General features: G+C 50.7%; 11 protein-coding genes. 3 read left to right on the top strand and 8 right to left on the bottom strand.

Annotated elements, in window-relative coordinates; genetic code table 11:
- Positions 1 to 9: 9 nt before the first annotated feature.
- The 3 genes from I0P70_RS11700 to I0P70_RS11690 all read right to left on the bottom strand — a co-directional run bounded on the left by I0P70_RS11700 (position 10) and on the right by I0P70_RS11690 (position 5,065).
- Positions 10 to 3,177 carry a SusC/RagA family TonB-linked outer membrane protein gene (locus I0P70_RS11700; protein WP_230392142.1) on the bottom strand — a complete coding sequence of 1,056 codons (3,168 nt, stop codon included), beginning with the start codon at positions 3,175 to 3,177 and terminating at the stop codon, positions 10 to 12.
- Positions 3,178 to 3,515: 338 nt separating this feature from the next.
- On the bottom strand, positions 3,516 to 4,184 hold the full coding sequence (locus I0P70_RS11695) for an NAD(P)H-binding protein (RefSeq protein WP_196117956.1): 669 nt from the start codon (positions 4,182 to 4,184) through the stop codon (positions 3,516 to 3,518).
- Positions 4,185 to 4,225: 41 nt separating this feature from the next.
- Positions 4,226 to 5,065 (bottom strand): SDR family NAD(P)-dependent oxidoreductase, encoded by an 840-nt coding sequence (locus I0P70_RS11690; RefSeq protein ID WP_196117954.1) that lies wholly within the window; start codon positions 5,063 to 5,065, stop codon positions 4,226 to 4,228.
- 133 nt (positions 5,066 to 5,198) lie between these two features.
- Here I0P70_RS11690 and I0P70_RS11685 point away from each other — a divergent pair, with 133 nt between their 5' ends.
- Entirely contained in the window at positions 5,199 to 6,002 is an 804-nt protein-coding gene (locus tag I0P70_RS11685) for a hypothetical protein (RefSeq protein ID WP_196117945.1), read from the top strand.
- A gap of 83 nt (positions 6,003 to 6,085) precedes the next feature.
- On the opposite strand, the gene I0P70_RS11680 is transcribed toward I0P70_RS11685, so the two are convergent.
- The 3 genes from I0P70_RS11680 to I0P70_RS11670 all read right to left on the bottom strand — a co-directional run bounded on the left by I0P70_RS11680 (position 6,086) and on the right by I0P70_RS11670 (position 7,670).
- Positions 6,086 to 6,730 carry a transposase gene (locus I0P70_RS11680; protein WP_196117943.1) on the bottom strand — a complete coding sequence of 215 codons (645 nt, stop codon included), beginning with the start codon at positions 6,728 to 6,730 and terminating at the stop codon, positions 6,086 to 6,088.
- A gap of 110 nt (positions 6,731 to 6,840) precedes the next feature.
- Positions 6,841 to 7,356: a RidA family protein gene (locus I0P70_RS11675; RefSeq protein WP_196117940.1), complete on the bottom strand. Its 516-nt coding sequence runs from the start codon at positions 7,354 to 7,356 to the stop codon at positions 6,841 to 6,843.
- A 116-nt stretch (positions 7,357 to 7,472) separates the two neighbouring features.
- Complete coding sequence (locus tag I0P70_RS11670; RefSeq protein ID WP_196117938.1) at positions 7,473 to 7,670, bottom strand: hypothetical protein; 198 nt, start codon at positions 7,668 to 7,670, stop codon at positions 7,473 to 7,475.
- Positions 7,671 to 7,851: 181 nt separating this feature from the next.
- On the opposite strand from I0P70_RS11670, the gene I0P70_RS11665 reads away from it, so the two are divergent.
- Positions 7,852 to 8,157, top strand: coding sequence for a hypothetical protein (locus I0P70_RS11665; protein ID WP_196117936.1), 306 nt, complete (start codon positions 7,852 to 7,854; stop codon positions 8,155 to 8,157).
- Positions 8,158 to 8,198: 41 nt separating this feature from the next.
- Positions 8,199 to 9,059 (top strand): agmatine deiminase family protein, encoded by an 861-nt coding sequence (locus tag I0P70_RS11660; protein WP_196117934.1) that lies wholly within the window; start codon positions 8,199 to 8,201, stop codon positions 9,057 to 9,059.
- 56 nt (positions 9,060 to 9,115) lie between these two features.
- On the opposite strand, the gene I0P70_RS11655 is transcribed toward I0P70_RS11660, so the two are convergent.
- On the bottom strand, positions 9,116 to 9,778 hold the full coding sequence (locus I0P70_RS11655; RefSeq protein WP_196117925.1) for a hypothetical protein: 663 nt from the start codon (positions 9,776 to 9,778) through the stop codon (positions 9,116 to 9,118).
- A 41-nt stretch (positions 9,779 to 9,819) separates the two neighbouring features.
- On the bottom strand, positions 9,820 to 12,786 hold the full coding sequence (locus I0P70_RS11650; RefSeq protein ID WP_196117922.1) for a type I restriction endonuclease subunit R: 2,967 nt from the start codon (positions 12,784 to 12,786) through the stop codon (positions 9,820 to 9,822).

The raw sequence follows: 12,786 nt of genomic DNA, 5'->3' as shown, positions 1-12,786 counted from the left end.
GGGGAAAGACTATAGCTTCAGGGTCAGGTTCATGCCGTAGGTGCGTGGGGTTGGCAACTGGCCCATTTCCACGCCCGGCAGGATGGTTGATCCGTTCAGAGCGGCTGTTTCCGGATCGAAAATCGGGAACTTGGTGATCATGGTCAGGTCACGACCGTAGAGCGCTATGCTGGCACCCTGCAGCACTTTGGTGCGGGCCGTCAGGGCTTTTGGCAGGCTATACTCCAGGCGCAATTCGCGCAATTTCAGGTATGAGGCATCAAACGAATTAGACTCCACGTTGGCACGGCGGTAGTAGTCGCCGTAGTAGTCCGGCAAACTTGCCTTGGTGGTGTTCGGTGAGAAAGTACCGTCTCCATTGTCTACCACGCCCTCCCCGATAATAAAGCCATCTTCGCGACCTTTGAGTGTATGCTTCAGCTTGCCTTGTTCGCTCATTTTGTGGTGTGTCTGGGAGTAGATGATACCACCATACTGACCGTCCAGCAATACATTCAACCGGAAGTTCTTATAGCTCACTTCGTTCATGAAGCCACCTCGCCAGTCGGCGTAGGCATTGCCGATGTACTGGATCTCAGATGGTCGTGCCGGCAGACCGTTGCTGTTGTAAATGATCTGTCCGTCCGGGGCACGCATGAAGCCGAAGCCGTAGATGTCACCTGTCGTGCCGCCTACTTTGGCGATGATGGAAGCGTTACCTCCTACTCCGATCACCTGCTGGTCTGTCAGGCCTTCGGCCAGTTCAATCACCTTGTTGCGGTTTCGGGCCCAGGTGATGGTGCTCTTCCACTTCAGATCACCCATGTCAATCGGGCGCAGGTTCAGGGCTAGTTCAATCCCTTCGTTGCGCACCACTCCCCCGTTCAGTACGGCGCGGCTATAGCCGGTGGTAGGGTCCAGCGGCACTTCCAGAATCTGGTTGCGGGTCAGATTGCGATACACGGCCACATCCATGCCGACACGTCCACCGAAGAGCATGTACTCCAAACCGGCTTCGTAGCTGGTCGTGATCTCCGGCTTGAAGTGATCGTTGTGCAGTATGGTGGGCACCGTGGCAGAGCCCGGGAACTCACTGCGGCCATAATACTTCTGGGTCTGGTAAGGATCCGTGTCGTTGCCCACCTGCGCTACGGATAGTCGCAACTTGGCGTAAGATACCTGGCGTGGCAACGTGAGCAGGTCACTCAAGATAAAGCTGGAACTCACCGATGGGTAGAAGAAAGAGTTGTTCTGCGTAGGCAGTGTGCTCGACCAATCGTTGCGGCCGGTCAGGTCCAGAAATATCTTGTCCTCGAAAGAAAGGGAAGTGAAGGCATACACGCTGTTCACGTGTTTGTTGCTGCTCACCGTGTTCATCATTGGGTTGCTCACGCCATTGGTCAGCTTGTACACGCCCGGAATGTTGAGCTGGTCCACGTAGCCTTCTACCCGCTTATACTTGCGGGCCATGAGGTTACCGCCAACCGAAGCACGCAGGTCAATGCGGTCCGACAGCTTATCGCGGAATGTAAAGAGACCGTCGGTGTTCACTTCGTAGTTAAAGATGTTTTGCTCTTTGTAATAGCCCCGCTGGAAGTTTTGCGTGCTGTAAGGACGGCGCTGCTGGCGGTCCTCGTTGCGCATTTCCACGCCAGAGCGTAGCATCAGTTCAAACTTAGGCGAGATCTCGTAAGTAGCGGCGATATTACCCACAGTACCGTAGCTGCGCTGTGCGTTGGTCATCTCATAGGCAATCAGGTAAGGGTTGTCAATGAACGAGCTGAAAGGGTGTACCTGGTCGATCTGCTCCTGCCCTTTTTTCCAGATCGGCGCATACCAGTCCAGGTCCACGTTCGGGTTCTGAAAGATCATGAAATAAGCGATAGACTGGTTATTATAGCCGGTGGCGGGGAGGTTGTCGCTCTGCTTGTTCGTGAAGTTGACCTTGGAGCTCAGCTTCAGACGGTCGGCCAGCTGGTAGTTCAGGCTAAGGGCAGCCGTAATGCGCTCAAAGCCGGTGTTCGGCATAATCCACTCGTTTTTGGAGTGCGTGATAGAAGCTCTTGCCCCACCCTTGTCGTTGCCGCCTTCCAGCGCCACGCTATTGGTGATAGTAGAGCCCGTGCGCCAAAAACCTTTGATGTTATCTTTGTAAGGACGCCACAATTGACGCTCTGCTGACTGCCCTTCCAGGGTCGGGTCATACTGGTAGTAAGACTGCCCGTCGAATCGGGGACCGAAGGCGCTGCTGGTACCACCCGTGTTGGCGCCGTCTTCGGAGGCACCATAGGAGTAGTACAAATCACCCTCTTTGTTGAAGGCACGGCCTGTTCCCTGACCGTACTCGTACTGGTAATCCGGCCAGCGCAGGACATCGTTAAAACTCAGGTTGGTGTTCACCGTCAGGCCCAAACCTTTCTTATTGCGTGCACCCGACTTGGTGGTAATGATCAAAGCGCCACTGGCCGCACGGCTTCCATAAAGGGCAGCGGCAGCAGGGCCTTTCAGCACGGTGATGTTTTCAATATCATCTGGATTGATGTCGGAGATACCGTTGCCAAAGTCGATCGGCACGTCGTTGCCGGAACCAGCACCGTAGGCATTGCCCACGCCCGAACTGGTCATGCCGCTATTCATGGGCACCCCGTCCAGCACGATCAGCGCATTATTCTTGTTTGGGTCCATGGAGTTGTCACCGCGCAAGGATATGCGCACTGAGTTCACAGGGCCAGAGCCCGGCGAGGTCAGGTTAAGACCGGCCACCTTGCCGGAGAGTGCACTCGCAAAGTTATTGGAGCGGGCGTTCATGAGCTCCTCACCTTCCACTTTCGACACCGCATAGCCCAGGGCTTTCTGATCACGGGCTATACCTAAGGCGGTTACTACGACCTCACTCAACTGGTTCTGGTTGGGCTGCAGCTGGATGTTGATGAACTCCTGGTTACCGATTAATCTTTCTTGTGGCAAATAACCGATAAAAGACACCACGAGTACATCCGCTTCGTTGCGGACAGCCAGTTTGTAATTGCCGTTGCCGTCGGTGATGGTGCCGTTTGTCGTGCCCTTCACGGCCACGCTGGCTCCGGGCAGGCCTGTGCCCTGTTCATCCGTTACCTTGCCCTGTACCGACAAGGACTGTGCTACAGCCAGCTGACAGCAAAGCAGCAAAAGCAGCAAAGCGGGCAGGTGCCGTTTCAAAAGTGTAGAAGTTTTTAATAGCATAGCGATAGTGTTTGTTTAACTACCGCAAAGCTATTTTGAGCAGGTTACCCCAATATTAAGGAAAGGCTATATAAAGGTTAAGGAATCAGGAGAGGTTCGTGAAAAGCTTGACCTTTTGATAATGTTTTAACGTGAATGAACCCGCGTTATCATCCCGACATGCTGGAGAGATCTGGAGTATGTGAGGGTAGATACCCGACTCCAGATTTCTCCATGCTGTCGAAATGACACATTAGTTACGCGTGGTTGGTATGAGGCCTGAGGCCCTACCATAGTAGACACGAGCGTGGACGCCCGCCCCATAATAAAAACAACTAGCGACTCAGGTGCTCCCGCTCGGCCAGCTTAAACACCTCTCCTAAGGTATAGGTATGCACGCCGGGCTGTGCGGCTATACCTGCGTTGACCATGGCTTGCGCTACTACCTTGTCTTCGTAGGGTTTGTACTTGCCGGCTATACCTAGTTTGTCGAGGAAGTGCATTACTTTGTAGCCTATCTCTTCGCCGGTGCGGCTCTCCTGGCGGTCTCCGTGCAGCAGACCGGGCTGGATGATGTTTATGCTTTTGAAGTCGAGCTTTTTCACGGCTTCCTCCAGGGCTCCTTTCATGCGGGAGTAGAAGATCAAGGAACCCGGATCGGCACCGGAGGAAGAAACCAGCACATAGGCGGGCACTCCGTTCTGAGCAGCGGCTTCGGCAAATTTGTACTGGTAGTGGTAATCCACTTTGTACTGCTCGTTCTGTCCGCCTGCCTGCTTGAGCGTGGTGCCCAGCGTCGAGAAAAAGACATCCCCCTTCACCAGGTGCTGCCAGTCTTCGGGCTTGTCAAAATCGATCAGGTGTTCCTGCAGTTTGGTGTTGGCTATACCTAAGGAGCGGCGACCGAACACGATCACATTGTTGAATCGCTCATCTGACAATAGCTGCTGTACCAGTTGTTTTCCCACCAGGCCGGTGGCGCCTATTACGAGTGCTGTTTTCATATCTTGATTCGTTTTTCTGTTCAACTTAAATGCTATACCTGCTATACCTGTTCGGGCTTATTAGCGCCGGTCAGTTGCTCCGATACCTCCCACAGTTTGCTGGCTATACCTGCGGCTACCTGCGGATTCTTACGACCGGGTCGGCGTTTGTAATAGTACTGCCCATCCTGCCAGTCCTTGCCCGGCGTCGTGCTGATGAGCCAGATCAGGGTATCGGCTCCCTGTTCGGGAGTGATCATAAAAAAGCGTTTGACAGTAGACTCATACAGCCACTTGACCGTGCTCCCTCCTTCCCGTGCAAAACCAGTTTCCACTACACCCGGGTGAAAAGAAGCGGCCCACACGCCTTTGAAACGTCTGCTGATCTCGGCAGCATGCAGTATGTTCATCAGCTTGGCTGCGCCGTAGGCCCGGAAGCTTTTGTAGTTCTTTTGGCTTTCGAGGTCATCGAAGTTGATACGGCCCATCAGATTGGCCGCACTGGAGGTATTGATCACGATCGCCTTCGAGGCTTCCAGCTGCTCCTGCAGCAGGTGCGTCAGCAGGAAGCCGGACAGGTGATTTACCTGCAGCGTCATTTCGTGGCCATCTGCGGTCATACGTCTGTCGGCTATGATCCCACCCACGTTGTTGACCAGCACATCGATGCGGGGATACTGCTCCAGCAGCTTTTGCGCAAACGCACGCACTTCTGCAAAGCGGGTAAAGTCCACCAGGTAATAGTCGCACCCGATCTCTTCTGCCAGTCTTTTGGTTTCGTCGGAGCGCCCTGTGATCACCACCTGCGCTCCCCTTTGGCGCAGGATCCGGGCGGCAGCCGCGCCAATGCCGGAGCTTCCGCCTGTGATGATGATGGTTTTGCCGTTGAGGTCTTTTGTCATAGTTTCGTTTTGCAATATACCTATCCAGGTATAGAAATAGCTATCAGCTAAGCATAACGAAAAAAGAGGCTTTTTGGCTGAAAGAGGGCTTCATGCGTAGAGAGAGAAAAAGAATAAAAAGGCATTTCACCCCATGAAAAACGTCAAGACACTTGCCATCCTGAACACCGTGTTTTTTCTGCTGCACCTGGTGCCCTCGCAACTCACGCAGTTGGAGCTTTTCAATAGCCAGACCATTGGCGAGGTGTCGGCGAAATATCCGGCGCTTTTTACTCCGGCGGGAATCACCTTCTCGATCTGGGGCGTCATCTACCTGGCCCTCTCCGCCTTTTGCATTTACCACATCGTCAAAGCTTTTAAAGAACCTGCCCTGCACGAAGCCAATGTAGACCTGAAGCGACTCGGCTTCCTGTTCATGCTAAACAACCTGGCCACAGGCGCCTGGACCATCGCCTGGGTAAGTGAGCAGCTGGTGCTTTCAGTCGTGCTGATCCTGATCCAGCTGGTCACGCTGCTGGCCATTCACATACGACTGGGCATCTTTGACACGAGCCGCTCGGCTGCATCCCGCTGGTTTACGCAGGTACCGCTGAGCCTTTACTTTGGCTGGATCATCATCGCGACGGTCGCCAACATCAGCTCTGCTTTGGTGGGTTTAGGATGGGATGGTTTTGGAGTGAGCGAAGGAATTTGGGCGATGATCATGATCGTAGCAGCGACCCTGATCGTCGTGTTTGTGGTCTTCAGCCGAACCAATCCCTTTGTGGGCCTGGTCGGTATATGGGCGCTCTACGGCATCATCCTCAAGCACCGCGAGCTGAATGCAGCGGAGAGCCCGCAGATCATCACAACCGCCTGGATCAGCCTGGCAGTAGTGGCCCTGGTGGTTGTGCTCGTGTTTTTCAGGTATGGGAAAGCGGTGCGGGAGCAGGTATAGCGAAGCGCTACCGTTGAGCGATTAGCCGGTCACAATGCGTGCGGACAGGTCGCGACCTGTCCCTACAAGGTTGATGGGTTAGGTTACTGGTAAAATACATCGTTGTCCCAGAGGGCGGGATTGTTGTGAATGTATTGTTCAATCTGCCGATAAGCCTTTTCGTGCCGGATAATGTGATCATGAAAAGAACGCTGCCAGGCAAAGTCCTGAAGACCAGCCAGCCGTATCATTTTGGATGTCGTCGTCTTGTAAGCACCCATCAATTCCGATATTGATTTTACCCTCGTAGGGACAGGTCGCGACCTGTCCGAATCGTTCCCAGACCTGTCCAGATCGTGCATGGATAATCGTTCTTGTGCAGATTGGTTCGTGGTATATGAGTCGCCGGGGAAATGTGCGGAAGGAATTGTGGAATGTGGGGACAGGTTCGCGGTATGTGCGGACAGGTCGCGACCTGTCCCTACGAACGCCTGTTCTATTTCGATAATGGCATGCACATGATTCGGCATTACCACGAAGGCATGTACAAAGGTATACGGATACTGTTCCGACAGCCAATGCCATTGTTTTTCAGCAATACGGCCACATGCATTCAGTTGCATTTCCCCATCCATAACAACCCCAAAAACACAGGCCTGCTCATGCACACAGGAAGTAACAAAATACAGCCCTTCTTTGCTGTAATTATACCCCATCATCCTGTTCCGTTTCCGATCCGGTAAAGCCATAAAACAGGTATACGGTCATTCCCACTCGTAGGGACAGGTCGCGACCTGTCCGCACGCAACGTGATCGGTAACTGTGATTTACAAGTTATACGCGGACATGATACGGGCAGCTAATCTTCTACTTCCACGATCATTTCTACTTCTACTGCCATATTAAACGGAAGCGCATTGGTACCTACCGCAGTCCGCGCATGTTTGCCCATGTCTCCAAAAACTGCGATCATCACATCGGAATATCCATTGATCACTTTCGGTTGGTCATAAAAGGTCGCAGCCGAATTCACATACCCGTTCACTTTCACAATGCGCTTTACCCGCTTCAAGTCACCCAGTTCTCTTTTCAGTACCGCCAGTTGCAGCAGGGCAACCAACCTTGCCGCTTCATAGCCCTGCTCCACGGTCAGGTCCTGGCCCAGCTTGCCCTTGATGTACTCCCCCTTGCTGTTCCGCGGACCTTTGCCCGACAGGTAAATCAGATTTCCAACTTTTACAGCGTCTACAAAACTGCCTCCGGCGGGCGGCACTTGCGGCAGTTGGATATTCAGTTGCGCTAGCTTCTCTTCGGGTGACTGCGCAAAAGCCACAAACGAGGTAAAGCACATCAGCATCAGCAATAGTGTTTTCATACCTGTAGGATAAGTTATCATCTCAGAATCAATATTGGATCATCAGCATTGTTACCTCCAGTTTGTCTTTTCGACAAAAGGAGAAATCTGAATATGTTATGTAATCACTTGAAGGATTACGAATTATAGGCATCGTACACATTCCAGGCCCACAGAATGAAAGGGATGATGATCGTCCACCAGAAAAAGAAAGTCAGAATCCCGCCTAAGATCCAGATAAATATTCCCTTCAGAATATGGCCTTTAATGAGCTGGCCTAAGCCCGGAATGAAGAAAGAAATCAAGGCTGGGAAGCTGTGTGTTTGCTTGCGCATATCGTGTGTTTTAAGGTTCTAAAATGGGCATGTGGTTCATATGCATACCCTGCTCCTACAGGTTTAATACTTTCCGGTAAAAGGATCCGTCACAGCAGGATTTATACAGAAATTTCTATATATTGAACAAGTTATGCTTTGGTAAGCATGAATGTACATAAACCCTCCTTAAGAACAAAAAATGGCACAAGTATCTATAAAAGACTTCGACTGGAACCGCGACTATTACGCCTATGTGTGCATTGGTGGCTACGAGTGCTATTCCGGACGTTTTCGCGCCTGGAAACTCTACAGTCTGACCAGTGATGCCGTGAAAACGCTTAGCCAGCGGCAAGAAGAAGTACATGCGCTTTTCGAAACGCAGGAAGAGCTGGAAGCTTATATTAAAGCCTTACACGAAGCCCCAACAGAAAGCGTCGAAGAAATAAAGCTGAACAAGATCGGCAAGGAAGGCGGCGATCAACTGATCATCAGCTCGATTTTGTAAATCCCCCACCCTGTCATTTCGACGAAAGGAGAAATCTGAACATGATCACCGACCGCGATACCAATTTCGTTTACTTCAGCAGCCTGATTAAAGAACGACCAGCGCTGCAAAGCTTTTGGCTATACCTTGGGAAGGCACTCAAAAAAGCAGGTATACCGTATGGCTTTATCGAGAACACGAATGACATCTGGTGCCGCGATTATATGCCCGTGCAGATTGCACCCAAGGCTTTTGTGCAGTTCACCTTCTACCCTTCCTCGTGCGATAACGTGAAGCACCGCCATACGATTACCAACACATCACTGGTACGTTTAAGTTCGTCCCTGTCAGGCACCACAACGCAACATCCGCTGCTAATGGACGGCGGCAATGTAGTGCGGGCTGCTAATGCCGTGGTGATGACGGAGCATATATTTAAGGAAAACAAAACGCTAGCAAAAGAAGAGGTACTTAGTCAGTTAAAACAAGCGCTGCAGGTTAAACAGCTATACATTATCCCCTCCCAGCCTCACGACTTCACAGGCCACGCCGACGGTATGGTGCGCTTCGTTGACGAGCATACCTTGCTCGTCGCGGACTATAGCCAGGAGCTAGACTACTGGAAAACCAGGTATAGAAATGCCCTGCAAAAGACTAACCTCCGACTGATAGACTTCCCTGCTGTAAACTCGGAGAGGAAGAACAAAGGCGGTGACTATACCGCTCACGGCTGCTACATCAATTTCGCCTGGATCGGCGATGTCATTCTGTTTCCGCAGTTTGACTTGCCCGAGGATAAAGAGGCATTGAAAGAGGTGAAGCGAATCTTTAAAGATTGTCAGGTTATACCTGTGGATTGTGCAGATTTAGCGGAGGAAAGTGGGGTGTTGAATTGTGCGACGTGGAATGTGCGGATTAAGTAAATTTAACAAGAGATAACTTTCATTCTAAAATTACATCTACTCTAAACAGTATAAACTTAAAAAATTGATTCCTTTATAATTAAGCCCTCTTTTATATGGATGTACCACATGAAGTCTAATTGATATTTACCATCTGGTGCTAACTTCCCATTCAGTAACACTCTATTACCTCGTGAAGCAACATAATCGGAGGAATTCTTTAGAATTTCTAATCTTCCTTTTGAAGTCTTAAAAATGTTGGTGACAGATTTAGACCAATTCGGGGAATTGTCATCAGATGTTATGGTTTCTAAAGCAGAATTGATTGTTAATTGGTCTTGTGAGACAAAATATCTAGTCTGGAGAAAATCGATGACTTTTGCTGCCGTATTAAGATGACCATTATATTTAGATTCATTTACTAAAAAAGCATATTCTGAATTACCATCCGTTTTTAAGGCTAGTACATTTTCATCAAAGAAACCATGCCGAAACAGATAACTTTCGTCCTTCCTATCAATAAGCAGAGTATCGTGACCTAGGTACTCCCACTTAGCTTTCTCAACCCGACCATTTTGAGAAATAAGCAGTTCATTATTGCTACGGAATATGTAAACATGCTTCGTATCATTATTATCATCAACAACAACCCAATGCTGGTTGGTGAGCAGCGTCAGGTTATCCAATTGTTGAGAATAACGCTGGATCTTAGGGATCAAATCTGAGATAAAAGTCTTCATAAGATAATAAGCAGGCGAGAATTTATTGATTTAAATAACTCCTAATAATACTCCTTAATATAAGCATACCCACGCTCAAACAACTGCTGATCTTTGTGCAGCTTATACTTGAGCAACGTCTTCCGCAATGACTGCTGCACCTGCCGCTCACCTGATGCCGTAGTCTGCCAGCCCGGGAAGCGGACTACTTTTACAATCTGATCGATGTCGTTTACCAAGCGCTCTACCACGGCAGGAGTCTGGTCTGTCTTCAGCTCCAGGAACAGTTCTGTGAGGGCAGCTGTGGCTGACTTTTGCACCGTTACAGATTCTACCTCTTTTTCTGCCTGCACAGTTTCTTGCGCCAGCTTACAAAGCTCTTTGATAAAGTCAATACTGGAGATAAGGCCGCGTTCGGCTTTGTTGCGCAAGTCTTCCAGGCGGTCGCTTAGTTTTTTAAAGTTGGGGTTGCCGCCATGCTTATTAAAACGCCTGATCAGCTCTTTCTCCAGTTGCTTCACCTTCTTGGAGTTCGGGTTATGGAAGAGGTCATCGATCACCTCTGCATCCAGGATAAACTCCTCTAGGTCATCTATACCTCCAACATGGATGTTCTCGTGAATCAGCTTCGTGGTCTGGGCACCGAGCCTGAACCAGAGTAGCTTGCCAATGTTGTCTCCGGCTGGTTTTACCGACTCGTATACCTGCGACACCCACTTGTAATCCTGCTGGTATGGGTTGAGCACATCATCTGGAGAAAGGGATTCCCAAATCTTAGTCAGGTATTTGTAGTCTACCGCAAAGGCATCTTTCTTCTCGTCTCCTTTAATGGCATCTTGTGCTGCTTCCAAACCTTCGAAGCCGTCCAGCGAACGGTCTACGCCTTCAAAATGGCGTAGGCAGTCGGCCATGGCTTTTGGTAGCTCGTCGCGCAGCACCTGCAGGTTGGTTACTACTTTCTTCACGCTCTCTTCGTCGAACTGCAGGGCTTCGGCGGCATCGTCGAAAATGCCGAAATAGTCTACTATGCGGCCAAAGGTCTTGTTGGGGTATAGGCGGTTGGTGCGGCAGATGGCCTGCAGCAAGGTATGGTCCTTGAGCGACTTGTCCAGGTACATGGTTTGCAGGATGGGCGCATCAAAACCAGTGAGCAGTTTGGCGGTTACGATGATGAACTTGAGCGCAGAATTTGCGTCGTTGAATTCGTCTACTATCTTCTCCTGCTGCGATTTGTCTATGGCCCACTTCTGCTTGAAGTCAAAGTCGTCGTTGGCGCTGGTGGAGATAACCACTTTGCTGGCTTCCGTGACAAAATGCTTATCAAGCTCCTCTTTGTACTGCACGCAGGCGTAACGGTCTGGGGCTACAATCATGGCTTTGAAACCGTGCGGCAGCACCTTCTCTTTGTAGTGCTTTACAATGTCTTCCACAATAGTCTGCACCCGCTCTGGCGACTTCAGGAAGGCAGACATCTTTGCGGCTTTCTTGCTCAGTGCATCGGCTTCTTCATCACTCAGGGCGGCCTCGTCTTTCAGGTCTTTGAAGAGCTTGTCTATTGTTTCCTTGTCGACGTGCACATCTACCAGGCGCGGCTCGAAGTGTAGTGGCAGTGTGGCTTTGTCGCGTATGGAGTCCTGAAAGGTATAGCGCGACATGTAGCCTTTGTCGTCTTCCTCCGAACCAAAGGCCCAGAACGTATTTTTGTCGGCTTTGTTAACGGGCGTACCTGTGAGGCCAAACAGGAAAGCATTGGGCAGGGCGGCACGCATCTGGCGGGCCAGGTCGCCTTCCTGGGTGCGGTGCGCCTCGTCTACCAGTACAATGATGTTGTCGCGGGTGTTCATGTTCGGCCTGGCATCGCGGAACTTATGAATCATGGAGATGATGATTTTGCGGGTGTCTTTCGCCAGCAAATCATGCAGCTCGCTGATGTTCTCGGTGGTCTGCACGTTGGCCACATCGGCAGCATTGAACGTGCCAGAGATTTGTGTGTCGAGGTCGGTGCGGTCTACTAATATGATCACCGTTGGGCTTTTCAGCTCGGGCATACGGCGTAGCTTCTGGGCGGCAAACAACATCAGCAGCGATTTACCCGAACCTTGGAAATGCCAGATAAGGCCTTTCTTCAGGCGGCCTTCCTTTACCCGCTCTACTATCTTGTTGGCACCCTCGTATTGCTGATAGCGGCAGATCACCTTTATGCGGCGTTTCTTCTTATCGGTGGAGTAGAGTGCGAAGTTCTGCAGAATGTCGAGCAGGCGCTTGGGGTGCAGTAGGTCGGTCAGTTCTTTGCCTACTTTGCTCAGCCCCATTTTTTTAACCAGTTCGTCCTCGTCTGCCTCCAGACGCCAAGGCGACCAGAACTCCAGCGGACAGCGCACAGAGCCATAGTACAAGTCTTTGCCTTCGGTAGCAAAGGACAGGATGTTGGGCACGAAAAGCTGCGGCACCGCATTCTCGTAGATGTTGTGAATCTCGTGGGCCCCATCGAGCCAGGAGATAGCCGGACGGATAGGTGTTTTGGCCTCTCCCACTACCACAGGTATACCGTTGATAAGCAGCACAATGTCTGGTATCTTGGTTTCGTGGTGGTGAATGCGGTATTGGTTGGTGATGACAAAGCTGTTGCTTTGCGGGTTGTCAAAGTCTATAAGACGAACGGGTACATGGCGATTGTTCTCGCCAAAGGGCATGGTCTTTTCGCCTGTGAGCCACTTGGTAAACTCTTCGTTGGCCTTTACCAGCCCTACCTGATTAACAGCGAGCAGAATAGTTCTTAGCTTGTAAATCACCTCATCGGCACGCTCGGGTCTTTGGGCAATCTCGGGATTTATGCGAATAAGCGCCTCACGTAGTTCGCTCTCCACCAGCACCTCGTTTACCCCACGCGCTATGGCTGAAGCAGGTATGTAAACCCACTGAAAACCATAAGGTACCTGCTCATCCGCCCAGTTGCGGTGGTTCAAGTTTATACCACTAAGTTGTTGAACAATGTAATGCTCAACGCTATTCAGTTCGTTAAAGCTCAT

The sequence above is a fragment of the Pontibacter sp. FD36 genome (genome assembly GCF_015686655.1).
Lineage (GTDB): Bacteria > Bacteroidota > Bacteroidia > Cytophagales > Hymenobacteraceae > Pontibacter.
This window is presented reverse-complemented; position numbering and strand designations above follow the sequence as displayed.